This is a genomic window from Pseudomonas sp. IT-196MI5 (assembly GCF_949767415.1).
Taxonomy (GTDB): domain Bacteria; phylum Pseudomonadota; class Gammaproteobacteria; order Pseudomonadales; family Pseudomonadaceae; genus Aquipseudomonas.
This window is the reverse complement of sequence record NZ_CATKPZ010000083.1, coordinates 163,290-185,922: the sequence shown is the minus strand read 5'-3', so window position 1 is coordinate 185,922 and position 22,633 is coordinate 163,290. Positions and strand designations below refer to the sequence as shown.

At 57.8% G+C, this 22,633-nt stretch carries 27 protein-coding genes; 19 read left to right on the top strand and 8 right to left on the bottom strand.

Features of this window, described 5'->3' with window-relative positions; all coding sequences use genetic code 11:
* Window positions 1-3: 3 nt before the first annotated feature.
* Together ACM6IK_RS27915 and ACM6IK_RS27910 are read left to right on the top strand one after the other, a co-directional pair.
* Complete coding sequence (locus tag ACM6IK_RS27915) at window positions 4-2,148, top strand: 3-hydroxyacyl-CoA dehydrogenase NAD-binding domain-containing protein (RefSeq protein ID WP_414876863.1); 2,145 nt, start codon at window positions 4-6, stop codon at window positions 2,146-2,148.
* Between the two features lie 95 nt (window positions 2,149-2,243).
* Window positions 2,244-2,957, top strand: a complete 714-nt coding sequence (locus ACM6IK_RS27910; RefSeq protein WP_414876862.1) for an amidotransferase — start codon at window positions 2,244-2,246, stop codon at window positions 2,955-2,957.
* 106 nt (window positions 2,958-3,063) lie between these two features.
* Here the strand turns inward: ACM6IK_RS27910 and ACM6IK_RS27905 are convergent, their stop codons facing one another.
* The 5 genes from ACM6IK_RS27905 to ACM6IK_RS27885 form a co-directional block, all read right to left on the bottom strand.
* The gene (locus ACM6IK_RS27905; RefSeq protein ID WP_414876861.1) at window positions 3,064-4,035 is read right to left on the bottom strand and encodes a magnesium and cobalt transport protein CorA; all 972 of its coding nucleotides are present in this window, start codon (window positions 4,033-4,035) and stop codon (window positions 3,064-3,066) included.
* 162 nt (window positions 4,036-4,197) lie between these two features.
* Window positions 4,198-4,920 (bottom strand): 1-acylglycerol-3-phosphate O-acyltransferase, encoded by a 723-nt coding sequence (locus tag ACM6IK_RS27900; RefSeq protein WP_414876860.1) that lies wholly within the window; start codon window positions 4,918-4,920, stop codon window positions 4,198-4,200.
* A 242-nt stretch (window positions 4,921-5,162) separates the two neighbouring features.
* A complete protein-coding gene (locus ACM6IK_RS27895) occupies window positions 5,163-5,852 on the bottom strand; it encodes a crotonase/enoyl-CoA hydratase family protein (protein ID WP_414876859.1) in 690 nt (229 codons plus the stop codon).
* 41 nt (window positions 5,853-5,893) lie between these two features.
* Entirely contained in the window at window positions 5,894-7,006 is a 1,113-nt protein-coding gene (locus tag ACM6IK_RS27890; protein WP_414876858.1) for a tyrosine-type recombinase/integrase, read from the bottom strand.
* 3 nt (window positions 7,007-7,009) lie between these two features.
* The gene (locus tag ACM6IK_RS27885; RefSeq protein ID WP_414876857.1) at window positions 7,010-7,249 is read right to left on the bottom strand and encodes a helix-turn-helix domain-containing protein; all 240 of its coding nucleotides are present in this window, start codon (window positions 7,247-7,249) and stop codon (window positions 7,010-7,012) included.
* A gap of 92 nt (window positions 7,250-7,341) precedes the next feature.
* Here ACM6IK_RS27885 and ACM6IK_RS27880 point away from each other — a divergent pair, with 92 nt between their 5' ends.
* From ACM6IK_RS27880 to ACM6IK_RS27855, 6 genes are all read left to right on the top strand, one after another.
* Window positions 7,342-7,572 carry a hypothetical protein gene (locus tag ACM6IK_RS27880; RefSeq protein WP_414876856.1) on the top strand — a complete coding sequence of 77 codons (231 nt, stop codon included), beginning with the start codon at window positions 7,342-7,344 and terminating at the stop codon, window positions 7,570-7,572.
* Window positions 7,573-7,583: 11 nt separating this feature from the next.
* Entirely contained in the window at window positions 7,584-10,238 is a 2,655-nt protein-coding gene (locus ACM6IK_RS27875) for a toprim domain-containing protein (protein ID WP_414876855.1), read from the top strand.
* A gap of 469 nt (window positions 10,239-10,707) precedes the next feature.
* Window positions 10,708-11,001 (top strand): hypothetical protein, encoded by a 294-nt coding sequence (locus ACM6IK_RS27870; protein WP_414876854.1) that lies wholly within the window; start codon window positions 10,708-10,710, stop codon window positions 10,999-11,001.
* Between the two features lie 14 nt (window positions 11,002-11,015).
* The gene (locus ACM6IK_RS27865; RefSeq protein WP_414876853.1) at window positions 11,016-11,267 is read left to right on the top strand and encodes a hypothetical protein; all 252 of its coding nucleotides are present in this window, start codon (window positions 11,016-11,018) and stop codon (window positions 11,265-11,267) included.
* A gap of 62 nt (window positions 11,268-11,329) precedes the next feature.
* A complete protein-coding gene (locus ACM6IK_RS27860; RefSeq protein ID WP_414876852.1) occupies window positions 11,330-11,617 on the top strand; it encodes a hypothetical protein in 288 nt (95 codons plus the stop codon).
* Window positions 11,618-11,689: 72 nt separating this feature from the next.
* Window positions 11,690-11,929, top strand: a complete 240-nt coding sequence (locus ACM6IK_RS27855) for a hypothetical protein (RefSeq protein ID WP_414876851.1) — start codon at window positions 11,690-11,692, stop codon at window positions 11,927-11,929.
* Between the two features lie 501 nt (window positions 11,930-12,430).
* Here ACM6IK_RS27855 and ACM6IK_RS27850 read toward each other — a convergent pair.
* The 3 genes from ACM6IK_RS27850 to ACM6IK_RS27840 all read right to left on the bottom strand — a co-directional run bounded on the left by ACM6IK_RS27850 (window position 12,431) and on the right by ACM6IK_RS27840 (window position 15,584).
* Window positions 12,431-12,688, bottom strand: a complete 258-nt coding sequence (locus ACM6IK_RS27850; RefSeq protein ID WP_414876850.1) for an ogr/Delta-like zinc finger family protein — start codon at window positions 12,686-12,688, stop codon at window positions 12,431-12,433.
* An 87-nt stretch (window positions 12,689-12,775) separates the two neighbouring features.
* The gene (locus ACM6IK_RS27845) at window positions 12,776-13,618 is read right to left on the bottom strand and encodes a phage portal protein (RefSeq protein ID WP_414876849.1); all 843 of its coding nucleotides are present in this window, start codon (window positions 13,616-13,618) and stop codon (window positions 12,776-12,778) included.
* On the bottom strand, window positions 13,545-15,584 hold the full coding sequence (locus tag ACM6IK_RS27840) for a terminase large subunit domain-containing protein (RefSeq protein WP_414876848.1): 2,040 nt from the start codon (window positions 15,582-15,584) through the stop codon (window positions 13,545-13,547). The genes ACM6IK_RS27845 and ACM6IK_RS27840 overlap by 74 nt, the downstream gene beginning before the upstream one ends.
* Before the next feature lie 161 nt (window positions 15,585-15,745).
* Between ACM6IK_RS27840 and ACM6IK_RS27835 the strand changes: the two genes are divergently transcribed.
* From ACM6IK_RS27835 to ACM6IK_RS27785, 11 genes are all read left to right on the top strand, one after another.
* Window positions 15,746-16,615 carry a GPO family capsid scaffolding protein gene (locus ACM6IK_RS27835; protein ID WP_414876847.1) on the top strand — a complete coding sequence of 290 codons (870 nt, stop codon included), beginning with the start codon at window positions 15,746-15,748 and terminating at the stop codon, window positions 16,613-16,615.
* Complete coding sequence (locus tag ACM6IK_RS27830; RefSeq protein WP_414876846.1) at window positions 16,615-17,658, top strand: phage major capsid protein, P2 family; 1,044 nt, start codon at window positions 16,615-16,617, stop codon at window positions 17,656-17,658. The genes ACM6IK_RS27835 and ACM6IK_RS27830 overlap by 1 nt, the downstream gene beginning before the upstream one ends.
* The gene (gene gpM / locus ACM6IK_RS27825; RefSeq protein WP_414876845.1) at window positions 17,655-18,425 is read left to right on the top strand and encodes a phage terminase small subunit; all 771 of its coding nucleotides are present in this window, start codon (window positions 17,655-17,657) and stop codon (window positions 18,423-18,425) included. Before ACM6IK_RS27830 ends, gpM begins: the two co-directional genes overlap by 4 nt.
* Window positions 18,426-18,534: 109 nt before the next feature.
* On the top strand, window positions 18,535-18,987 hold the full coding sequence (locus tag ACM6IK_RS27820) for a head completion/stabilization protein (protein ID WP_008048489.1): 453 nt from the start codon (window positions 18,535-18,537) through the stop codon (window positions 18,985-18,987).
* Window positions 18,987-19,433 (top strand): phage tail protein, encoded by a 447-nt coding sequence (locus ACM6IK_RS27815; protein WP_414876844.1) that lies wholly within the window; start codon window positions 18,987-18,989, stop codon window positions 19,431-19,433. The genes ACM6IK_RS27820 and ACM6IK_RS27815 overlap by 1 nt, the downstream gene beginning before the upstream one ends.
* Complete coding sequence (locus ACM6IK_RS27810; RefSeq protein ID WP_414876843.1) at window positions 19,423-20,115, top strand: phage virion morphogenesis protein; 693 nt, start codon at window positions 19,423-19,425, stop codon at window positions 20,113-20,115. Before ACM6IK_RS27815 ends, ACM6IK_RS27810 begins: the two co-directional genes overlap by 11 nt.
* Window positions 20,116-20,126: 11 nt before the next feature.
* Window positions 20,127-21,371 (top strand): DUF2586 domain-containing protein, encoded by a 1,245-nt coding sequence (locus tag ACM6IK_RS27805; RefSeq protein WP_414876842.1) that lies wholly within the window; start codon window positions 20,127-20,129, stop codon window positions 21,369-21,371.
* A gap of 3 nt (window positions 21,372-21,374) precedes the next feature.
* Window positions 21,375-21,830 carry a phage protein gene (locus tag ACM6IK_RS27800; protein WP_008048493.1) on the top strand — a complete coding sequence of 152 codons (456 nt, stop codon included), beginning with the start codon at window positions 21,375-21,377 and terminating at the stop codon, window positions 21,828-21,830.
* Window positions 21,831-21,899: 69 nt separating this feature from the next.
* Entirely contained in the window at window positions 21,900-22,151 is a 252-nt protein-coding gene (locus tag ACM6IK_RS27795; RefSeq protein ID WP_008048496.1) for a hypothetical protein, read from the top strand.
* A gap of 3 nt (window positions 22,152-22,154) precedes the next feature.
* Window positions 22,155-22,442, top strand: coding sequence for a putative phage tail assembly chaperone (locus tag ACM6IK_RS27790; protein ID WP_410922389.1), 288 nt, complete (start codon window positions 22,155-22,157; stop codon window positions 22,440-22,442).
* A 23-nt stretch (window positions 22,443-22,465) separates the two neighbouring features.
* Entirely contained in the window at window positions 22,466-22,606 is a 141-nt protein-coding gene (locus tag ACM6IK_RS27785; RefSeq protein WP_008048501.1) for a DUF6890 family protein, read from the top strand.
* Window positions 22,607-22,633 lie beyond the last annotated feature (27 nt).

The window sequence follows — 22,633 nt, the reverse complement described above, 5'->3', positions numbered from 1 at the left end:
GTTATGAGCGAAGCCATTCGTTACGAAAAAGGCCAGGACCAGATCGTGGTCCTGACCATCGACATACCGGGCCAGAGCGCCAACACCATGAACGCGGTGTACCGCGAAGCCATGGCTGACTGCGTTGCGCGCCTGGTGGCCGACAAGGACAGCATCGCCGGTGTGATCATCACCTCGGCCAAGAAGACTTTCTTCGCTGGCGGCGACCTCAATGAACTGATCAAGGTCGGCAAGCCCGAAGCCAAAGCCTTCTACGACATGGTGCTGACCCTCAAGGGCCAGTTGCGCACCCTGGAAACCCTCGGCAGACCGGTGGTCGCGGCGATCAACGGCGCGGCACTCGGCGGCGGCTGGGAAATCTGTTTGGCCTGCCATCATCGCGTGGCGCTGGACAATCCTTCAGTGCAACTCGGCTTGCCGGAAGTCACCCTCGGCTTGCTGCCGGGCGGCGGTGGCGTGGTGCGCATGGTGCGCATGCTCGGCCTGGAAAAGGCCCTGCCGTATCTGCTCGAAGGCAAGCGGGTGCGGCCGCAACAGGCATTGCAGGCAGGGTTGATCGACGAACTGGCGATCGATCACGAGGACCTGTTGGCCAAGGCGAAGGCGTGGATTCTCGCCAATCCGACGGCGGTACAACGCTGGGATGTGAAGGGCTACCAGATTCCGGGCGGTACACCGTCTAGCCCGAAAGTTGCGCAGATGCTGGCGATTGCGCCGTCGATCCTGCGCAGCAAAACCCAGGGCACGATGCCCGCGCCGGAGAAAATCCTCTGCGCGGCGGTCGAGGGCGCCCAGGTGGATTTCGACACGGCGCACCTGATCGAAACCCGCTATTTCACCGAACTGACCACCGGCCAGGTCTCGAAAAACCTGATTGGCACGTTCTGGTTCCAGCTCAACGAAATCAATGCCGGCGGCTCGCGGCCTCAAGGTTTTGAACCGTATGTCACCCGCAAAGTCGGCGTGCTCGGCGCCGGGATGATGGGGGCGGGGATTGCCTTTGTCAGCGCATCGGCAGGTATCGAGGTGGTGCTCAAGGACATCAACCTCGCCGCGGCAGACAAGGGCAAGGCGCATTCGGCGGCGCTGCTGGACAAGAAAGTCGCTCGCGGACAGATGAGCATCGAGCAACGCGACACCGTTCTGGCGCGCATTCGAACCAGCGAAAGCGATGCCGACCTGGCCGGTTGCGACCTGATCATCGAGGCCGTGTTCGAGGATCGTGAGTTGAAGGCCAAGGTCTCGTTGGCGGCGCAGAAGGTCGTCGGCGCGGACGCAGTGATCGCTTCCAACACCTCGACCTTGCCGATCAGCGGCCTGGCGTGCGCCGTGCCCGACCAGAGCAAGTTCATCGGCCTGCATTTTTTCAGCCCCGTGGAGAAAATGCCGCTGGTGGAAATCATCAAGGGCGCCAACACCAGCGACGAAACCCTGGCCCGCGGCTTCGATTACGTGCTGCAAATCAGGAAAACCCCGATTGTGGTCAATGACAGCCGCGGTTTCTTCACGTCGCGGGTGTTCGGCACCTTCACCAACGAAGGCATCGCCATGCTGGGTGAGGGCATCAACGCGGCGATGATAGAGACCGAAGCGCGCAAAACTGGCATGCCTGTAGGACCGCTGGCGATCTCTGACGAAGTTTCCCTCAGCCTGATGAGCCATATCCGCCAGCAAACCGCCAAGGACCTGCAAGCAGAAGGCAAACCGCTGATAGAACATCCAGCATTTGCCGTGATTGACGTGCTGCTCAATGAGTTCAAGCGTCCGGGCAAGGCTGCCGGTGGAGGTTTCTACGAGTATCCGGTGGGCGGCCAGAAACACTTGTGGCCGGAGTTGAAGGCGCGCTTCGAGAACACCGACGGGCAGATTTCGCCGAAGGATGTGCGTGATCGCTTGCTGTTCGTGCAAGCCATCGAAACAGTGCGCTGTGTGGAGGAGGGCGTGTTGACCTCGACGGCGGATGCCAACGTTGGCTCGATCTTCGGTATCGGGTTCGCCCCATGGACCGGTGGTGCGCTGCAATTCATCAACCAGTACGGCGTGCGCGACTTTGTCGCCCGTGCCCAATACCTGACCAAGCAATATGGAGAGCGGTTCGCGCCGCCTGCGCTGTTGCTGGAAAAAGCGGCGAAAGGGGAGATCTTCTAAGGGCGCGATGACGCATTTCGGGGCTTGCCTTGTCACAGTGTTTCAAGGCAGGCTCTGGGGTGTGCATTATTCCCATCATGTGTCAGGTATTTTTTATGTCGTTACGCATCTGCATTCTGGAAACCGACCACCTGCGTCCGGAATTGGTTGACCAATATCAGGGCTACGGGCAGATGTTCAAACACCTGTTTTCGCAGCAACCGATTGCCGCCGAGTTCACAGTCTACAACGTGGTGCAGGGTGAATACCCAGGCGACGACCTGACGTTCGACGCCTATCTGGTGACGGGCAGCAAGGCTGACTCCTTCGGCACCGATCCGTGGATCGAAACCCTCAAGAAATATCTGCTGACCCGCTACGAGCGCGGCGACAAATTGCTGGGCGTCTGCTTCGGTCATCAGTTGCTGGCGTTGCTGCTCGGTGGCAAGAGCGAGCGTGCGACCCAAGGCTGGGGCGTCGGCACCCACAACTACAAATTGGCCGCCAAGGCGCCATGGATGAGCCCGGTGCGTGAAGAACTGACGTTGCTGATCAGCCACCAGGATCAGGTCACGTCGCTGCCGGAAAACGCTACGGTCATCGCTTCCAGTGATTTCTGCCCGTATGCCGCTTACCACATCAACGATCAGGTGCTGTGCTTCCAGGGGCATCCGGAATTCATCCACGACTACTCCCGCGCCCTGTTGGAGATTCGCCAGCAGGCACTGGGTGAGCAGGTCTACTCCAAAGGTATCGCGAGCCTGGAGCAGGAGCACCACGGCGCCACGGTTGCCGAGTGGATGATGCGGTTTGTGGCGCACAAGCCCTAAACGACCTGAAGCAAAAGCTTCGCTGGCAAGCCAGCTCCTACGGGGGATCGCGTACCCATTGTAGGAGCTGGCTTGCCAGCGAATTTCCCAATCGCCTCGGTCCCTTCTACAACCACCCCGACTTCTTGAAACTGGCCCACAACCCCAGACAACCCACCGTAATAAACCCCAGCACTCCGAAATACCCGTAGTGCCAGCTCAACTCCGGTATGTTCTGGAAATTCATTCCATAAATCCCCGCCACCGCCGTCGGGAAGGCCAGGATCGCCGCCCAGGCCGCAAACTTGCGCTGCACCACACTCTGGCGAGAGGCCTCCAACAGCACCCCGACTTCAATCGTCTGGCTGGCAATATCCGCCAGCGTCGTCAGGTCTTCCATCTGCCGCGTTACATGGATCTGCACATCGCGAAAGTACGGCCGCATGTTCTTGTCGATGAACGGGAAGCTCAGTCTCTGCAATTCCTCCCCGATCTCAATCATCGGTGCCACATAACGACGCAAGCGCAAAACATCACGACGCAGGCCATGCAGCCTCTGGATGTCGTAGTCATTCAACGAGCCGCATAACACATTGCCCTCCAGCTCATCGATTTCTGCGTGAATGGCTTCGCCCATCGGCTGGTAGTTTTCGATCACGAAATCGAGGATGGCATAGAGTACGAAATCTTCCCCGTGCTCAAGCAATAGCGGACGTGCCTCACAGCGTTGTCGGACATGGGCGTAGGACGCGGAATGACCGTTGCGCGCAGTAATGATGTAGCCATTGCCGGCAAAGATGTGCGTTTCGATGAACTTGAGTTTGCCTTCATCCCGGATGGGTGAATACGTCACGATGAACAGCGCATCGCCGAAGGTTTCCAGCTTCGGCCGGCTGTGCTTTTCCAGGGCGTCTTCGATCGCCAGTTCGTGCAGGTTGAACTGGCGTTGCAGATTGTAGAGTTCCTCGGCGTTCGGCTCCTCGAGGCCGATCCAGACAAAGTGTCCGGGTTTGGCGGCCCAGGCTGCACCTTCGTCGAGGGTGATATTGGTGACTCTCTTACCGGCGCTATAAACCGCTGAAGCAACAACTCTACCCATGATGGTGATTCACTTCTTTTGGCAGCTTTTAATTGGCAGCAAATGCAATGGCAGCGTTGATCAGCTTAGCCTTGTCAGTGTTTGAGAGTCAGTTAAATCTGCTGAGTTCGACGGTAAAGACTTGCAGGCAAAAGAAAACCCGCACCGGGCGGGTTTTCTTTTTCAGGCGGCTTGCAGTTGCCGGTCCATCGACTCGATGCATTCACGCATCTGCTCGCGACACTGGGCAATCAGCAGGGGCATGTCGTCCAGGCTCAATCCTGCGGTGGGAATCGCCGGTAACGAGCGAATCAGAATTTTCCCGCTATGCCAGCGGTTCAATCGCATGTGTTTGACGTAACTGCTGACACACACTGGCACGATCGGCACCCCAGCGGCAATGGCCATCTGGAAGGCGCCTTTCTTGAAAGGCAGCAAGTCCTCGCCCAGGTTGCGGGTGCCTTCCGGGAAAACCCAGATCGAGGTGTCTTTGTTTTGCAGGGTGTGGGTGGTGGTCAACATCGACTTGCGCGCCTTGCGCGCATTGCCACGGTCGATCAACACATTGCCGGCCAGCCAGAACAATTGCCCGAACAGCGGTACCCATTTCAGGCTTTTTTTACCGATGCACACAGTACGGCGGGGCACCACGTTGCCAAACACAAACAGGTCGTAGTTGGACTGGTGGTTGGCGATGATCACGCAGCTGTCCGGTTTATCCATCAACGGCCCGACTTCGGCCTTCACCCGCAAACGCAAAATACACATGGCCGGCCATGCGTACAGGCGTGCGCACAGACGGCTGTTGTCCGGGTTGAATGGCCGGCACAGGCCGAGAATCACTCCCAGCACACCCGCCACGATAAAATGCAGGCCCATCAATGACATGCGGAACAAAAACAGCATTTACAGGCCCCAACGGGACAAAAGGTGGCGCAGTGTACGGATGTGCACTGTTTTCGGCAATTACTGCCAGGGAAGTGAGAGATAGCCGATGTTTGTGCTGATGTTTCCGACCAGTCAGTCAGAAGCGATCTAGAGCGGTTACAGAGGTTTAACACAGGCATGTATGAAGAGGCATGTATGAAGAGGCATGTATAAAAAAGCCCGACACGATGGTCAGGCTTTTCGTTGTAGCAGATCCGGGTTTAACCCAAATGCTCCTGGTCCTGGATGATTGCGTTGTCCAGGGCCTCCAGCAGCGCTTTGCGCACTTTCAATTTGGTGTTCTTGTGCGCGGTCATGTTGATCTTCTTCAACTGGCGAGCCGCCGCCAGTGCTGCGCCTTGCAGTTCTTCAGCCGAGACTACGACATCAAGGAAACCGGCAGCCACGGCGCCTTGTGGACTGAACATCTCGCCGTTGACCACCGAACGCTGCAGCGCCACTTTGTTCAGGCGGTCACGTGCGATCTCAATGCCCGCGTGGTGCATGGTCATGCCGATCTGCACTTCGTTCAGGCCAATGCTGAACGCACCGTCTACGCCAATGCGATAGTCGGCCGACAACAGCAGAAACGCGCCCTTGGCCACCGCATGCCCCGGGCACGCAACGATCACCGGGAAGGGGTGCGACAGCAGGCGGCGGGCCAGGGTCGAGCCGGAGGTCACCAGTGCCACGGCTTCTTTAGGGCCGGCCGTCATCACCTTCAGGTCATAACCACCGGAGAGAATGCCCGGCTGGCCAGTAATGATCACCACCGCACGATCAGTCACGGCCTGATCCAGCGCAACGTTGAACGCGGCAATCACATCCGGGGAGATGGCATTGACCTTGCCATTGCTCAAGGTCAGGGTCGCGATACCGTCTTCGAGATGGTAAGAAATCAGGTCACTCATATTGTGTTCCTTTTGTTTTTAGTTAGCTAAAGCCCTTTAATTTAAAGGCTTTGATTGATTTGATCGTGTTGGGGTTGTTCCGCTTTTCTTTGCGTAGTGTCCACAAAGTGTCCACGATTGCCGGCGAGAGGGTTCAAATTGACCACCTCCGCAAGGTGGCCGGGGCTGAAGTGGGCATAGCGGATGGTCATTTCCAGCGTTGAATGTCCAAGCACCCGCTGCAATGTGAGGATGTCCCCGCCGTTCATCATGTAGTGACTGGCAAAGGTATGACGCAGGACATGCGTGACCTGGCCCTTCGGTAAGCCAAGGTCTAATTCGTTTACGACGTCGGCAAAGGTGTACCAGGTTTGCCGGTATGACGACTTGAACGGCATAGACTCTGTAAGCAATTTCCCTAACACCGGCGCGATCGGAACTGTGCGGTTCTTGGCTGACTTCGTTCGAGTGAAGTGAATACGACCGTCCCTCACTTGCCCTGGCTCCAGATTCGCCGCTTCTGCCCATCGTGCGCCAGTAGAAAGGCAGACGCGTGCGATGGCGCTGACGTCTGATTCTTCTTCGTCCAGTCGCGACAGCAGCAGCGATATTTGTTCGCTGGATAGATAGGCCATCTCGCTTTGATCGAACTTCAAGGCCCGAACCTTGGACAATGGGTTTTCACCTAGCCACTCCCCCAAGCGTTCCAGCTCGTTGAACACAGCACGTAGGTAACTCAGTTCGTGATTTGCCGTGTTCGCTGTGATCGGCGCAGTGGCTCCGTTCCGTTTACCAGACTCGTCTACCTTTGCGCGGCCCCATTTACCGGCAAGTCGATCTGATCGGTACTGGGTGAAGCTACTCGCGGTGAAGTCGGAAGCCCGAGGATCGCCCAAGTTTTTGACCATGCGCTCAAGGAAGGCTAGGCATTTCTCACCTCTCTTGAGGTGGCAGCCGTGGAGCCTGAACCATAGAGAAACGAGGTCTGAAAGCCGGCGTTCGTCTTGTTTGGGCTTCTTTTCAAACTCGCCTTTGGCACCGTCCCCCATCAAGCGGCGCTCGTAAACCATCGCTTCGTTTTTGGTTCGGAATTTTTTCCGAACGCGCGCGCCCGCGCGTCCATCCGGTCGACAGTCCACGAGCCATTCGCCGGAATCGATTTTTTTGATAGACATGCCTTAGACCGGGCTGATCTGCCCGCACTCCCCACAGGTATCTCCAGTCACCAACCACAGAGCATATTTTTTGAAGCGCGGATGGTTAGTGATTTTGAGTAGCACAGCTGAACTCATCTCAGCTCTCAATGCGAGCTCATGCTTTTTGTAGGTGCTGTAACTCAATCCGAGCAGATCACTGAACTCCGATTGGGTTAGTCCTTCCTCAAGCCGTAATGCTTTCAACTTAGCAGGAAGTTCCATTTCATAGCCCCTTGACGAAGGTCCCATATGGGACCTATATTTTAGGTCCCAAATGGGACCATTTCAGAAATCGTTACCAAGGAGCTTACCAAATGAAGATCGTTATCGACACGCCCTACGTGACTCCAGCCGAGTATGCCCGTCGAGTTGGCATCTCTGAGCGCTCTGTCCGTCACAAAATAGACCAAGGAATTATTTTGGTTCGAGAAAAGCAGTCGGGGGAGAAGGGCACCGTTTTTGTGAACATGGTTCAGATGGCTATTGAGGCTGCTGAACAGGCCGAGCGGGTGTTGGGGTGTAAGACCAAAGCCGGTGATAGATAAGGGGCCGGGGCATGCAGTTCGACGATATTTACCGCCTGGAAGTGGTCGAGGCTCTGGAGCATGACCACGACCTAGACTTCAAAGACATCGGCAGTACGTACTTCCAGAAAGGCGTCTGTCCAGGATGCAGTGAGCGCACGCTGTATATCGCTCGCAAACAACCCTACCAACTCAAGTGCAACCGTCTGAATCAGTGTCAGTACGAAGAGAAAACCCGCGAGCGTTACAGCTTTTTATTCGAAAACCTGAGCGAACGCTTTCCTCGCACCGAGGTGAACCCGAACGCCACAGCTGATGCCTACCTGCAACGCAACCGCGGCTTTGACACCGGCAAGATGAAAGGCTGGTATGAGCAGAGCCGACGCAAAATGAAGGATGGTCAGTGGGCAGACACCGTCCGCTTTCCGCTTTGCGACGGCTACTGGGAACGAATCATTGACGCGACGATGGTCGCGGCCAATGGTGGGGACAAAGCCGGCATCAAGTATAAAATGTCATACAAGGGCGGTGCTTGGGTTCCGCCTGATATGTCCATCGAGCAAGGAGACACCGTCTACGTTGTAGAGGGCATCTTCCATGCAATCGCTTTGATCTTGGCCGGTTACAAAGCTATCGCGGCCATCTCAGCCAACAACTTTCCCTGGGATATCGTAGAGGCGCACAAGGGCCTGAAAGTACGCTGGATCATCGCCTTGGACGACGACAAGGCCGGCCACTCGGTTATTCCGAAGTACCGCAGCCAATTACTTGCTCGTGATGAGCTGGCATGGGTGGCGCTTGCTGGCACCGACCGCGATTGGGACGACGTGTACCGCGACGGGCAACTGAATGATGAGTTCATGCAGGAGGCCAACTACCTGGGGCGAATCTTCATCGCCGAGAGCCCTGCGAAAAAGGCCTACCTGCTACACAAGAAGAAGCCGCTCAACTTCTTCCTGCTGGACTTCGGCGAACGCCTGTACTCCGCCAAGGTGAACTCCGATGAGCTGAACAAGCCACGGGAAGATGAAGCGGCGGTCTCCCGGGAACAGCTTTTTTACAAATACTGTGACATCAAGCAGGTGGCCAACTGCGTGCCGCAGTTCGAATACATCCAGCGCGATGCGATCAGCGGTGATCAGCAGTTCTTCTTCCAATTCAACTTTCCCAACGCGGCGCAGAACTGCAAGGAGCCCTTGGCACCGAACTCCATTGGCGATCCGCGGAGCTTCGCCAAATCGTTGCTGGAGCGCACGCCAGGCGGCAACTTCGAGGGCGGGGAAAAGGTCTTGGCCATGCTGCGTAGCAAGTGGCTGGACAACGCTCTGACTGTTAGATCGCTGCCCTTCGTCGGCTACGACGCGGCGAGCAAAACCTACTGCTACCAGAAGTTTGGGTATCACAAGGGCCGTGAGTACTTGGCAAACAATCATGGCTACCTGGAGATCGGGAAAACAGGCCTGAAAACATCCCTTAATAGCCTGGCTATCACCCGGGGCTCGGATTTCGACCCGAGCTGGTTTTCTGACTTCTTTGCCGTGCATCACTTGAACGGGCTCGCCGTGTTGTCCTGGTGGACCGCTACGCTGTTCGTCCAGCAGATCCGCAGCAAACAAGAGTCTTGGTTATTCATGGAGCTGACAGGGGATGCCGGCGCCGGCAAATCCAGCCTGTTGCGCTTCCTGTGGCGCCTGCTGGGTCGTTCCAACTATGAAGGCATCAAACCCAACAGTGACGGCGCCAGTGCGATTGGCTTAACCCGTGCGCTGTCCCAGGTCAGCAATTTTCCGGTAGTGCTGATCGAGTCCGACAGCCAAAGCGTAGACGCCCAGGGCAGGACCGTTATTAGCCAATACAACTGGGAAAAGTGGAAGGCGCTTTTTGACCACAACGCCACGCTTCGTACGGTGGGGGTGAAGTCATCGAGCAATGACACTGACAGTCTGATTTTCTTGGCCGCCCTGTGCATTTCACAAAACGCCAGTGTTGATGGCTCAGAAGCAATCCTGACCCGGATTAGTCACTTCCATGCAACCAGGACGCACCACACACCGGCTTTGAAAGTCCTGGCCACCCGCTTGAATGGCCTACCTGTTGAGCAACTGTCGGGGTATCTCGGGCATTGCCTTGGGCAGGAGTCAGCCTGGCTCCAGCGATATTTCGATGCCTACCCCTTATACGAGCAACGCCTGCAAGCAAACCCAGTGATCCAGCATCAACGGATAGTCCTCTGTCATGCACAGATGATGGCTGCCGCGAAAGCCACTCAGGGATTGTTCCCCGACTGGTGCGACGACGCCCTGGAACAGGTCATCAAGCATATCGAGCGTCGTGCCATTGATCGGCAGCAGCGTGTCAGCACCGAGAACCCAACCGCCGGGCGCTTCTGGCAGATCTATCACTACCTCAATGAAAGGGTGGTTTCGATCAGTGATGACGCTGGTGATCGCGAAGTCATTCAGGAAACGCTTAATCACAGCGCCGACAAAGAACTGATCGCTATCAACATCGAGCACTTCCACAACGCCTGTCGCCTCGCTGGTCAGGAAGTCATCCACGCAACGCAGCTGCATCGCGCACTGCCACTCAGCACCTCACATACCTTTGTCGAGACTCGCAAAGTTCGCTCGGTCATCGAGAAGCGGTCGCTCAACTGCTGGCTATTCCGGAAAGGGGGCAAATCCTGATGAGCGTCCTGGGGATAAAAAGGCGTGTAGCGGGGCAAACCTATGTTTTTGAAGGAATGCGTGTGTGGCCACTGAGTAGCTGGAACATCTGGAACATAAATATCTATAAGAAAAATATCTATAAAAAACAGATAGATAAACAACATCGCCCCCGTCAATCAGACCGGAACACGCTGGATCACACCGGAACATCTTTCCGTCTCCTGTTCTGCAAGTGTTCCGCCAAGATCATTTTCCGGAACACCTCGCCAGCCCTTGTAGATCAAGGCCTACAGCAGAATTTGAGGAAATCCCGTTCTGCCATGTTCCGGCTCGAGGCTGAAAGCAGCAACCACGCTGAAAGCCCCATAAGCCGTGGGCTCACGACCTTCAACTTTTAACCGTTCCGGATGTTCCGGGGTACACCCGGGCACACGCGGCATTTTTCAGGCGCGGAGCCTGATGCAACCAGCAAAAAAGGAGCGACACCATGCAAGTACAAGTCATCACCGGCGACCAATGCACTGGCAAAACCACCCGTCTGCGCGCCATCCAAGCCAAATTGAAAAGCCAAGGGATCGAGGCGCCAATCATGGTGGGTAAAGACTGCACTACACCGTTTTTCATCAACCAGATCGCTAGCCAGGCCATGGCCGGTGACAAGCAGTTTCTGGCTGACGACTGCACCCGGTTTCAGATCCAGGCCGTCATGCACCTGAAAGCACGGGGCATTCACGCGGGGATTCCGTCTGATTTCGTCGTGCACCTGGTGCGCCAGGCCTAAGAGGGAAAGCGCCCATGATTATTCGCTACCGCGCGAACACGCTGCCCGGTCAGTTGCCGCTGCCGTCCGATTACGTGGAACAGCGGACTGCCGAAGACCTGGCCGAACTCGCGGCCGCCGCACATTGGAGGGATCACCCAAAAGACGCCCCGACGTTCATCACCGTCGTGCACATGCAGGACGTCGACGGACATGACTTGGGATTGTTTGAGGTGCGCTGTGAGCAGCGCCCAGTATTCACGGCGAGCCGATTGCGGCAAGCGTGAGAGAGACGATGTCGAGGAGTTCGCACCTCCCCGACACCAACCACCACAAGAGGAGCAACACCATGCAAGCACAGCACCCAAGCAGCAGCGGCCTGAAGGATACCACCGAGCCAGACTACCCGGGGAAGACCTTCAAACCGCCTCGGCCTCTACTGGCCACTGCCGTGATCGGCGCGGCCCTGATCGGCTACCTGGTGCACAAAACCCCGGACGCTCGTCAACGCTTGGAAAGCATGGCCTGTCTGGCTCAAACCATGGGCGATCTGAGTGATCACGACGCCGTTGTGATCGCTGACCTACTCGCCAAGCCCTGCACACGGAACACCTCAATGGGAGAGCACCATGCCTGAACAAACCACCCTCAAGCGGTACAAGGCCAGCGACAATTTGAAAGCCTTTGAGGTCGTCTTGGAGAATGAACCATGCTGATCGATGGTCGCATTATTGCTATCAGCGACGAGCAAGACCGATCCGGTCGTGAGCAATTGGAATTGCCCAATGACTTTTTTCTGGTCGAAGCCACGCAATTGCTGCACCACAACACCGGGTCGGGTTGGGTACAGATTCCGTTGCCTCGGGGTTTCCTGGTGGCCGCTTATGAGAACTCCCATGGACATCGCCGCTACGGGGTTGTGGACATAAACAAACAACTGAGCAGGTAAGGGGGCTCAGTATGCACACAACATTAAAGGCGCTTCGGCGCCTTTAATGGTTTTTTCTGTTCGTTACAAAAAATATAATTTTTCTCGATATGAATAGTCTGTCTCCAGAGTTTTTGCTCGCGCTGTTTCAATAAATGATGCGTGCCAAAACGTTAACTGCAACCAGTGCAACTGGTGCCGCACAATATTCAATATAAAGAGTAGAAATATCGCACATCAGAGCCGAAAAATCGTTCAACTTGACGACAATATTTTGACGCTATAGAAAGTGCACCGCGATTGGGCAATCCAACTAAGTGGAATGACGTAAATGGATGCGAAAAAAAGACTGATTATAACGCGGGATGTAGTTGAAAATATTGATAGGGTACTAAGCTGCATTGGCGTAGCCGTTAGCGCCGGACCATTACAGACGAAGGAAATGGACGGAGTGTTGGCCATTCTCCAGTGGTCTGGGGAAAGACTGTGCGAATGCTCACAGGATCTGGCCGGTGTAATTGATCAACTCGCAAGTGCCCCCAATTGATCGAACAAGTCTCGCTGCTCAGCCCTGGGCATTGCACGTAATCGGTCGAAAATAAGTCGGTCGGCTACCTGCGCCGACGGGCTCAAGGTGTGAGAGAAAGTCAGCGTGGCCACCCAGGTGTGGCCACAGCTGGCGGACAGGCATTGGCAGTAGAGTTTGGCAAACTCCAATGACAGCTCCTCACGCGAAGCGATCCGACCTTTCCCACCACATTCCTTACAGTAAATTCGCATAGCCCCACCCACCGTATTCACAGAGGGCTATTTTGCCACACTATATCTGGTAGTTGTGTGGGCCTTAAGATACTAAATGTGGTGAGGTCAGGTCGCAGGCACAGGTTCAGCCCAGGCAATCTGGCGGTCAGCCCTCAAACAGTCATTCACCTGGAGGAATAGCTGGCAAATCGGTCGAATCTCGTTGTTGGTGTAGATCTTGTCGATCTTTTCGATATCCCCAAACCCACCCGCGTTCTCCGGTATGACCCCAGCCAAGGCCGGGTGCATTCGCCAGGCAGCAATCACATCGTTGCGCGTGATGTTCTTGATCCGCTCGAATTCGTCTTTGGTGGCCACATCCCCAATCGGAATAATTTGAATGGCTTTCTCCGCGCCGCCGGGAATGTTCACGAACATCGAGCGAAAGTTACCCACACCCTTGGCGCTTTGAATTTGTGACTTCAAGTTCGCTTCGTCCTCCTCGGACAAGTCAGGGTCATTCGTATAAAAGATGAACCCAGCATGCGCACCGTTGTTGTAATAGCGCCGGCGAAACAAGGTAGCCGACTCGTTCAAGAGCAAAGCGTGCATGCCGCCCAGGTAATCGGGCACACCATAAATATTCTGCTCCACGTCGTAATCCATGACGTGTTCCACTTCCTCCTCTTCAAAGTGCAACTCCTTGGCATTGGGCAACAGCATCATGAAACCGCCCCCGACTTTGCGCCGCATGTTGATCGCCGGTAAGTGCTGCAACTCAATCACTTGACCGATGACGTTGCGGATGCGCAGAAAAAACGCATCACCAAATACCATGAAGTCCAACCCCGCACGGCCCATGGTCTGACGGCTGCACCCAGCCGAGGGGATGAAGTCACGCAGCAGCATGTTGCGTTTGAAGCGCGGAATGGTGCCGTGGTGGGCATTGGCCCGCAGTAGCTTGGCCAACCCCGTGCGCGACACAGGCGGCACATAGACTCGTCCGTCGCTGGTTGAGAACACGCCCAGGTATTCGCCGACGTTGTTTGTCAGCACCGACTCTGGCGCGCCGAAGCTGAACGCCTGCACTTTGTGAGGCTGGGGATTGGGCTGTTCGAGTTCGTTCATGGCTGCCTTCTAGGGTTGACCAGCGGCTGCGCCGCTTTTTATTGACGTTGAGAGGTTCGTTGGCCAGTGCGTGCATCACCGCCCAGGCGATGTCGGCATGCCCGGTAGCGTCGGTGCGCGAGGCGCTGTAGGTGATCTGGCCGCTGTTGGTCGCACCGCGCTTGATCGTCAGGAAGGCCGAGGCGATGTCGTTCCAGTCGGCGTCCCATTCGATCCGCCGCCCTTGAATGGTGTCCTGGGCTTTGAGGACCAAAGTGTTTTTGGTTTCCAGGCTGTAATGGATCGGCGTCACGCGTGGGAAGAAATCGCGCACCAGGTCGAACACGCCGTAGCCCACACCGGTGATGTCGATGCCGATGTGTTGGACGTTGAAACGCTCGGTGATCTTCTTGACCTGGGCCGCCTGGTAGGTGAACGAGTGCCCGCGCCAGGAGTACTTCTCCAGGATTCGGAACTTGCCACCTTGCTCCAGGGGCGGCGCGACCACCACGCAAGTGGCGTCGTCGCGGGTGCGGCTGGGGTCGTAGCCGACCCACACCGGACTGTTGGCGAATGGCCGTAGCGCCTTCGGGTCCACGTCGTAATCGGTCCACAACAGGCGATCCGAATAGCAGCGCTCCAGATCCGCCAGGGCGAAGGCGCTCTGTGTGCTGTCGATAAATTTGCACAGGTAGAGCTGGTCGAACTGGTCGTCGGAGTTTTCCAGTTGCAGCTGTTCCAGGTCGAACAGATCGCAGCCGCCGGCAATGGCGTCGTGAATGGTGATGATCTTTCGCCATTGGCCATCCGGACACAGCACGCCCTGGCGTAACTCGGCCTCGCCGGGGAACGGCAGGCTGGCCTTTTTGTGTTTGCCGCGTTTGAAGGCATCGCCGGTCCAGAACGGATAGGCCTGATGGCTGACCGCGCTAGGAGTGGAAAAGTAGGTTTTGCGCCACTTTTTGTGGGTGGCCATGGCCCCGGACAGGGTGTTGAGCTTGTCGAAGTCACGAATCCAGAAATATTCGTCGACGTAGACGTGGCCATGGTGACCTTGGGCGGTGCTGCTGTTGGTGCTGAGGAACCGCAGCTCGGCACCGTTGCTGAGGATGATCGGATTGCCGGTCAGCTCCAGGCCAAACCACTCGCGGGCAAACTTGATGATGTAGTTGCGGAAAATTTCGGACTGGGCGCGGCTGGCGGACAGGAACATCTGGTTGTCACCGGTCAGCACCGCATCCATGAACGCTTCGCCGGCAAAGTAGTAGGTCAGGCCGGTCTGACGCGCCTTCAGCACATTGCGAATGCGCCGCGTCAGCGGGTTTTGCTTGGCCTCGAACAGCTCTTTTTGATAACCGAACAGCTTGCTGGTGAACTTGTCGAGAAAATCCACCTCGGTCAGGTGGCTAATGTCGTTCTTTGGCGCTTTGGGTTTCTTCTTGCCCTGGCCGTCAGTGTCGCGGCGGTTGGACCTTTCCCCAGGAGCTCGCCGCTCACTATCGACGCCGGCGGGCAGATCCGCAGCAGTGCTGGGGGCTGGTTTGACCGCCTGCTTTTGCAAACGCTCACGCACGCTGAGCAGCCGGTCGAGTTCGTCCAGTTCCTTTTTTTCCAGCGTCTCGACCTTCTCCAGAATCAAGGTGATACGCCGACTGACCGCCGTCAGTGGTTCCTCGTCCGTCAGTAGTTCATCCCAACTGCCCTTGGCAATCCAGTAGTACACAATCCGGATGTTAGGCAGCTTGAGTTGCGCCTGTATCTCGCGGGGTTTGTAGCGGCGCAAATAGAGCTTTCTGGCCGCGTCTTTGACTTCGGGTAAGTAGGGCATGAGCCGCAGTTTATGCAGCTCCCACCCTACAAACCCGCCCTTAAATTCCTGCCAAATCCTATTTCCTGAATATAGGATTTTCGCGCAATGGAACCGTTTGTTTGGGCTGGCGCAGCTGCCTATCGTGGCGGCCACTGCACCGAATCGAGCGACTTTTCCCCATGCCCCGCACCCTTGTTTCTGACTGGAAACGTGTCGCCACCAGCGGCAAAACCGTTGATGGCCGAACCATCGAAGCCCAGGACCTGCGCGACATGGCCAGCGCTTACGATCCGGCCACCTACACCGCAACCATTTGGTACGAACACATTCGCTACTTTGGCAGCCTGGGCACCGTTGCCGAGGTAAAGGCCGAGGCCGTGGCCGGCGACAAGGTGGCGCTGTTCGCCAAGCTTCAGCCCAACGACCGCTTGTTGAGCCTGAACAAAGCCGACCAGGTGCTGTTCTCCAGCATCGAGATTCAGCCGAACTTCGCCGACACCGGCAAAGCCTACCTGCGCGGTATGGCGGTGACGGACAACCCGGCCAGCCTCGGCACCGAGGCGCTGCATTTTTCCAGCCGCGCTGAAGCCGGCAACTACTTTGCCAACCTGGAACCGCTGGACGACCTGACCGTGGGTGACAGCGAAGAAGCAGCGGCCCTGTCGTTTTTTGCCCGTGCATTCGCGGTCCTCCGGGGCAAGGGCGATACCGACTTCCACGCACTCACCCAAGAAGAGAACACCCCGATGGATCAAAAAACCGTGCAGGCCTTTGCCGCTGCGGTGGACAAACTCGGCACCGTGGCCACCAGCCTGGAAACGAGCGCGGCCACCTTTGCCGCACAGAAGCCGAACGAGCCAGACACCGCCCTCACCACCGACAAGACGGGCGATCAGCCCACCGGAATCACCGTCGAGCAGTTCAACAGCTTGAAAGGCTCGCTGGACTCGCTCGCCGAAAAGTTCAACACCGCGCTGAATCACGGTAAGGGGCACGAGTTGCCCCATACCACCGGTGCCGTGAATGACCAGCCAGAGGCCGTGTACTGATGAATCTGAGTAATGCTGCCCGCTTGAAATTCAGCACCCTGGCCTTGGCGATTGCATCGACTTATGCCGTGGCCTCGGTCCATGAAGAATTCAACGTCGAGCCGACCCATGCGCAGACCTTGAATGAAAAAATCACCCTGAGTTCGGCTTTCCTGCAACGTATCAACGTGCTGGCAGTGACTGAGATCAAGGGCGAAAAGGTCATGATCGGGGTCAACGGCACCGTCACGGGTCGTATCAATACGGCGACCAACGACCGGGTCGCCCGTGACGTGCTGGGACTCGATGGCATTGGTTACGAACTGTTCGATACCCAAAGCGACGTGGCGCTCAAATACGCCACCATCGACGCCTGGTCCAAGTTCCCCGACTTTGCGCAGAAGTACGCCGCTGCCGTGCAGAAGCAGATCGGCCTCGACCGCATCATGATCGGCTGGAATGGCACCAGCGTTGCCCCCAATACCGATCGCGCCGCCAACCCCTTGTTGCAGGACGTCAACAAAGGCTGGATGCAGATCGTTCGCGAGCAAGCCCCGCAACAGATCCTGGTCGAAGGTGCGACCCTTGGAAAAATCCAGGTCGGCGTCGGCGGCGACTACGCCAACTTGGATGCCCTGGTGTTCGATGTCTCGCTGATGATCGACGAAGAGTTCCGCGACGGTGGCGACCTGGTTGCCATCATCGGACGCGATCTGCTGGCCTACGACAAGGGCAAGCTGTACGCCGCCCAAGGCGACAAGCCGACCGAGAAAGAGCGCATCGAGATGGCCCAGGTGATCGCCACCTACGGCGGTCTGCCGTCGTTCACCTGCCCACACTTTCCGAGCAAAGGTGTGGTGGTCACCAGTTGGGACAACCTGTCGATCTATTTCCAGGACAGCAGCTGGCGCCGCCAAATTGTCCAGAACCCGAAACGCTCGCAGGTCGAAGACTACAACGCGCGCAATGAGGGCTATGTGGTCGAGCAACTGGGCAAGTTCGCTGGCATCGAAGCGGCCAACGTCGAGTTCGTCACGGTCACGCCTGAGCCACCTGTGCTATGAGCCTCGCCCTCAATCACAAAAAGCGCCTGCTCGAGCAGGGGCCGATAGCCGACCCAAAACCCTACACCTCGGCCACGGCCTTGGCGGGACCGGCCAACGCGCAAAAACACTTGGCCTTGATGAACGCGGCCCTGGCCGAGGACTGTGGCCGGCTGTCGGAGCTGAACTCGCTGGACGCTCGCCAGCGCTTGAAGCGCGACGAGCTGGTGCCCAAGTACCTGGTGTACGTGCAGCGCTACCGCGAATCCGGTCTGAACCACCCGAACCTGGTGCTGATGCAGGTCCTGGTCTGGCTGTTCGACACCGAGCAGTTTGAGCAGGCTCTGGAACTGGCGGACTTTGCCATCGAGCAGGGTCAGGCCATGCCGGAGCGCTTCCGCCGCGATATCCCCACCTTTGTGGGTGACACGATGGTCGAGTGGGCCGAGGCGCAGCACAAAGCCCAGCGCAACCCGGAACCGTACCTGACGCAGCTGTTGTTGCGTGTGGACGGTCAATGGCCAGGCCACCGCGATCCCCATGATGGCGACCCACGCGAGCTGCCGACACCGGTCGCCTCGTGGGAGCTGTTCGAGAAGATCCCTGCGCGCTATCACAAGCTACTGGGCATCCTCGCCATGGAAGACAAACGCTGGGCCAAAGCCTGCGCGCACTTTTACCGGGCCAACGAGTTGTATCCCGAAATCGGTGTGAAGACCCGTATGGATGAGGCCAGCAAGGCCCTGCGCAAGCAGGAAGCCGACGGCGATAAATCCGGTACCGAATAAACGACTAACCCCCCCAGCGGGGGCCTGCCGAGGTGAAGGCCCTGTGCCAACCGCCTAACGCAGTCACCCCCGCATTTATTCCGTAACAACCCACCGAGGAGGTCAGCACATGAGTTTTGGCGGTAAGCCGACCACCCTGGTGGATTGCACGATACCCAACGACGGTTTCTGGCCGGACCTTGAGCTGGCCGAATTCCAGGCGTCCTATCGGCTGCCGGCGGAGTACTTGCCGGAGATGATGGTCGAGGGGCTGACGCTCGCCATGGGTGAAGTCAACCTGGACCTAGCCAAGCGCAAAGCCGAATGGCAGGACATGGGCTACAAGTACCTGGAAGGCTCCGGCATGGAGCTGGAAAGCTTCTACTTGGCGAGCTACCGGCGTGCCGCGTACTGCCGCGCCAAATCCTTTTTGCTCCAGCAGTTCGCCACGGTCAACCGCCGCGAAAGCGCCGAAAACTTGGGCAAAGAAGCCCCAGAACGACATGAGCTTTTTCTGTCCTACAGCCAGCAGTCCGTGCGCGTCCTGCAAGGCCGTGGGCGTGTCACTGCGGAACTGCTCTGATGGAAAAGCTCCGCGCCCTGACCAAGTATCTGATCGAACATCGCGTGGTGGTCGCCGAGCAGCTGGAAAGTTGCGCGGAGCACGTCAACTTGACGCTGATCTGGAAGCCTGAAGAACTCGGTTTGCACATGGGCGACATGCGCTATCGCGCTGTGATCTTCCTGGAACGCTTAACAGAAAACCCCGCACGACTGATGGCCTTGCTCGGCACCTGGCTGGTGAACAACGATCCCGACCGCCACCTGGATGAATTGCCGGCGCCGACCTTTGATATTGAACAGATGGACCCGGACGCGGCGGACGTGGAAATCACGGTCGAATTTATCGAGCCGCTGCACCTGACCGAGTCGCCGGACGGTGAGTTCGAGGCCTTCGGGACCACCTGGGCTCTCGAACCGTTTGACCTCTGGATTGCTGAGCGTGGGGAGGTGTTGTATGGCGCGTAAACAAGCCATCAGCCTCACCGTCGAGGGCATGCTGGAAGTACAAACCCAGCTGGCCATGCTCAGCCTGCCGCCCAAATTACAAGCGCGTCTGATGAACCGTGTTGGCCTGCGTCTGCGCAGCCAATGGCGGCAACGTGTGCGCAAACAGAGCGACCTGCACGACAGCCCATTCCAGCCTCGCAAGTTTCGCAAGCAAGGGCAGAAGAAACGCATGCTCACCGGCCTGGCCAAAAGAATGGGCGTCAAGCGCCTGGTCGGCAACGCCGCTGAGGTGGGCTGGGGCAACGCCAAAACCGCAATGATCGCCAGCGTTCATAACGCCGGCATGACCCTGCGTGGCGGTGCCGACCAACTGAGCCGGCAAAAGAGCAAAAACACCCTCATGGCCACCCGTTTTCAGGCCAAACGCCTGCGGGTGCTGGGCTACAAACGTGCCGTTCAGAACCCGGACAAAAAGCGCCGCAAACCCCGTTTTATGCGACCCGGTGTGGCGTGGATCGAAGCGAATCTCAGCTACGACCAGGCTGGCCTGCTGATCCGTTTGCTCAAGGGCGACGATCCTGGCCCAGCCAAGTGGGACATCAAACTCCCAGGCCGCGAATTCTTCGGCATCGCCAGCCAGCAAGAGGTCAACGAGCTGGTGACCTACCTCATTCCACAAATCCTTAATTCACCGCGATAGAGGCCCCTTCCATGGCTCTTGGCAAAGTAAGTGTCAACAACCTGAACCTCGGCCAAGGCCCGGTGACGGAGATCGAGCGTTACTTTCTGTTCATCGGTCCGGCGTCCGCCAACGTCGGCGAGCTGGTCGCGCTCAACACCCAAAGTGACCTCGATGTCGAACTGGGGGTCGATGCCTCCGATTTGAAAACCCAGATTGCCGCCGCGCAATTGAATGGCGGTGACCGCTGGGCCTGTATGGCGGCCCCGATTGCACCGGACGGTGACTGGGCCGCCGCCCTGGACCAAGCCCAGCAAGCCGGTATTTCAGTCGAAGGCGTGATCATCACCACGCCCGTGACCACCGGTGCCGAGCTGACGGCGATGCAAGACAAGGCGACGGAAATTACCAACGTGTACGGGCGCCGTGTGTTCTTCATTGCGGCCTCCAGAGGTATCGACCTGACTCCGGAGCCCCCGGAGACGCCATTGGCCGCCGCCGCGACAAAGGACCCGGACACCTCCGCGAAAGGTCCGCGCACGAACGGCAAGACGGTTCAAACCACCGAAGGGGAAACACCGGCCCTGCGTATGCCCGAAGACTGGTCGACTTACCTGACGGCCCAGCGGGCTATCACCGCCGGTGTGGCCGCTCAACGGGTCATGGTCGCGCCCCAGTTGCACGGCAATGACCAGGGCGTGTTGGCCGGGCGCCTGGCCAATGCCATCGTCAGCATTGCCGATAGTCCGATGCGGGTTGCCACCGGCCCGTTGCAGGGTTTGGGGCCGGTGCCCGTCGATGCCGCCGGCGTGCCATTGCCGGGCAGCGTGCGCGTCGAGCTGGATAAGGCCCGTTTTTCCGTGTCGCAAACCTACCCGGACTACCCGGGTGTGTTCTGGGCCGACGGCAATACGTTGGACGCGCCGGGCTCCGACTTTCAGGTGATCGAGTACCTGCGCATCGTGGACAAGGCCTCGCGCCGCATCCAGGTGCTGCTAATCCAGCGGGTCGCGGATCGCCGTTTGAACAACACGCCCAACAGCATGGCCACCGCCACATCGGCATTCATGCGCCCGCTGCGCGACATGGCGCGCTCCGCCACGGTGAACGGCCAGGTGCAACCCGGCGAGATCGAATCGCCAAAAGACGGCGACGTGACCATCTTCTGGAAGAGCAAAACGGCCGTGGAAATCTACTTCACGGTCACCCCTTACAACTGCCCGAAAGACCTGACGGCATACATCGCCCTGGACCTGTCCAACGGCGAAGAGGAGTAACCCATGGGTGCGCGCATTGGCGGCAAAAACTTCGACGTGAACATTGGCGATCTGCAAATCCACGTCGAAAAAATCAGCCTAGATATCACCGACAACACCGCCGTAGCCCAAACCGGCGGCGTTCCGGACGGCCATGTGGACGGCGACGTGTCGGCCAGCGGCGAGATGGAGCTGGACAGCGGCAACTTCTCTTTGCTGATCGACGCCGCCCGCCAGGCAGGCAGCTTTCGAGCCCTGGAACCCTTCGACAGCGTGTTCTTTGCCAAGACCCCCAGCGAGGAGCTGCGGGTGGAGGCCTTCGGCCTGAAGCTGAAGGTATCCAACCTGCTCGACATCGACCCCAAGGGTGGCGAAAAGAGCGTGCACAAGGTGCCGTTCGACGTCACGTCGCCGGACTTTATCCGCATCAATGGCGTGCCGTATCTCGACCCAAGCGAGATTGAAGGTCTGCTCGGATGATCAAGCCCTGCCGAGGCGCACACCACTGATGGTCGTGTGCATCGGCGGCCCTGGTAACTGGAGACGTTGATGGACCTTTCACCCGCCAGCGTCAGCGTGATGCTGCTGCTCACTGACTTGCTGGTAACCGGCGTGCTGGGCTTCCAGGTGTACCTGTTCCGGCAGATCAGTTTCGCCCGCCGCGAACACCTGGAGTTCCGCATCAAGATCGCCGAGGAGTACGTGCGCAACGAGCACCTGGACAAGGCACTGAGCAAGCTGGAAGAGAACCTGGAGCGGCGTCTGACCGCACTTTTAAGCACTTCAAATAAACGGAACTGAGCAATGAGCGAACGACGCGAAATCACCCTGGAAGTCGGCGACAACGAATTCACCTTCGCCCTGGAACCGGTGGACGTGAGCAAGTACTTCAACCACCTGACGCCGACCAACAAGGTGGCGCCGGCGAACAACCTGCTGACCCAAACCGTCAAGCAGGAACAGTTGGCCAGCCTGCGCCCGCTGCTGGCCAATCCGGTGATTACTCTGCAATTGGCTGGCGCGCTGTTGGAGGAATACACCCCGGACATTGAGATCAACGTAAAAAAGCGCTCGCCCGCGCCGAGCGCCTAAACGAAAACGCCCTCGGCCAGCTAATGGCCCTGGTCGACCGCTGGCTACCGGGTGAAGAGCCGACCACGGACAACATGGGTACCGCCAAGTGGCTGGACGACCAGTACTGGAGCCGCATGGAAATCGCCATCGCCAACGGCATTTCCCGGGCGTTCAAAGGGTAACCGGCCAGCACCTGGTCAACGGAGAGT

What these genes read in the sequence shown, in the direction of transcription:
- ACM6IK_RS27915 (WP_414876863.1), top strand. Translation starts at nt 4, where the DNA reads ATGAGCGAAGCCATTCGTTACGAAAAAGGCCAGGACCAGATCGTGGTC.
- ACM6IK_RS27910 (WP_414876862.1), top strand. Translation starts at nt 2,244, where the DNA reads ATGTCGTTACGCATCTGCATTCTGGAAACCGACCACCTGCGTCCGGAA.
- ACM6IK_RS27905 (WP_414876861.1), bottom strand. Translation starts at nt 4,035, where the DNA reads ATGGGTAGAGTTGTTGCTTCAGCGGTTTATAGCGCCGGTAAGAGAGTC.
- ACM6IK_RS27900 (WP_414876860.1), bottom strand. Translation starts at nt 4,920, where the DNA reads ATGCTGTTTTTGTTCCGCATGTCATTGATGGGCCTGCATTTTATCGTG.
- ACM6IK_RS27895 (WP_414876859.1), bottom strand. Translation starts at nt 5,852, where the DNA reads ATGAGTGACCTGATTTCTTACCATCTCGAAGACGGTATCGCGACCCTG.
- ACM6IK_RS27890 (WP_414876858.1), bottom strand. Translation starts at nt 7,006, where the DNA reads ATGTCTATCAAAAAAATCGATTCCGGCGAATGGCTCGTGGACTGTCGA.
- ACM6IK_RS27885 (WP_414876857.1), bottom strand. Translation starts at nt 7,249, where the DNA reads ATGGAACTTCCTGCTAAGTTGAAAGCATTACGGCTTGAGGAAGGACTA.
- ACM6IK_RS27880 (WP_414876856.1), top strand. Translation starts at nt 7,342, where the DNA reads ATGAAGATCGTTATCGACACGCCCTACGTGACTCCAGCCGAGTATGCC.
- ACM6IK_RS27875 (WP_414876855.1), top strand. Translation starts at nt 7,584, where the DNA reads ATGCAGTTCGACGATATTTACCGCCTGGAAGTGGTCGAGGCTCTGGAG.
- ACM6IK_RS27870 (WP_414876854.1), top strand. Translation starts at nt 10,708, where the DNA reads ATGCAAGTACAAGTCATCACCGGCGACCAATGCACTGGCAAAACCACC.
- ACM6IK_RS27865 (WP_414876853.1), top strand. Translation starts at nt 11,016, where the DNA reads ATGATTATTCGCTACCGCGCGAACACGCTGCCCGGTCAGTTGCCGCTG.
- ACM6IK_RS27860 (WP_414876852.1), top strand. Translation starts at nt 11,330, where the DNA reads ATGCAAGCACAGCACCCAAGCAGCAGCGGCCTGAAGGATACCACCGAG.
- ACM6IK_RS27855 (WP_414876851.1), top strand. Translation starts at nt 11,690, where the DNA reads ATGCTGATCGATGGTCGCATTATTGCTATCAGCGACGAGCAAGACCGA.
- ACM6IK_RS27850 (WP_414876850.1), bottom strand. Translation starts at nt 12,688, where the DNA reads ATGCGAATTTACTGTAAGGAATGTGGTGGGAAAGGTCGGATCGCTTCG.
- ACM6IK_RS27840 (WP_414876848.1), bottom strand. Translation starts at nt 15,584, where the DNA reads ATGCCCTACTTACCCGAAGTCAAAGACGCGGCCAGAAAGCTCTATTTG.
- ACM6IK_RS27835 (WP_414876847.1), top strand. Translation starts at nt 15,746, where the DNA reads ATGCCCCGCACCCTTGTTTCTGACTGGAAACGTGTCGCCACCAGCGGC.
- ACM6IK_RS27830 (WP_414876846.1), top strand. Translation starts at nt 16,615, where the DNA reads ATGAATCTGAGTAATGCTGCCCGCTTGAAATTCAGCACCCTGGCCTTG.
- gpM (WP_414876845.1), top strand. Translation starts at nt 17,655, where the DNA reads ATGAGCCTCGCCCTCAATCACAAAAAGCGCCTGCTCGAGCAGGGGCCG.
- ACM6IK_RS27820 (WP_008048489.1), top strand. Translation starts at nt 18,535, where the DNA reads ATGAGTTTTGGCGGTAAGCCGACCACCCTGGTGGATTGCACGATACCC.
- ACM6IK_RS27815 (WP_414876844.1), top strand. Translation starts at nt 18,987, where the DNA reads ATGGAAAAGCTCCGCGCCCTGACCAAGTATCTGATCGAACATCGCGTG.
- ACM6IK_RS27810 (WP_414876843.1), top strand. Translation starts at nt 19,423, where the DNA reads ATGGCGCGTAAACAAGCCATCAGCCTCACCGTCGAGGGCATGCTGGAA.
- ACM6IK_RS27805 (WP_414876842.1), top strand. Translation starts at nt 20,127, where the DNA reads ATGGCTCTTGGCAAAGTAAGTGTCAACAACCTGAACCTCGGCCAAGGC.
- ACM6IK_RS27800 (WP_008048493.1), top strand. Translation starts at nt 21,375, where the DNA reads ATGGGTGCGCGCATTGGCGGCAAAAACTTCGACGTGAACATTGGCGAT.
- ACM6IK_RS27795 (WP_008048496.1), top strand. Translation starts at nt 21,900, where the DNA reads ATGGACCTTTCACCCGCCAGCGTCAGCGTGATGCTGCTGCTCACTGAC.
- ACM6IK_RS27790 (WP_410922389.1), top strand. Translation starts at nt 22,155, where the DNA reads ATGAGCGAACGACGCGAAATCACCCTGGAAGTCGGCGACAACGAATTC.
- ACM6IK_RS27785 (WP_008048501.1), top strand. Translation starts at nt 22,466, where the DNA reads ATGGCCCTGGTCGACCGCTGGCTACCGGGTGAAGAGCCGACCACGGAC.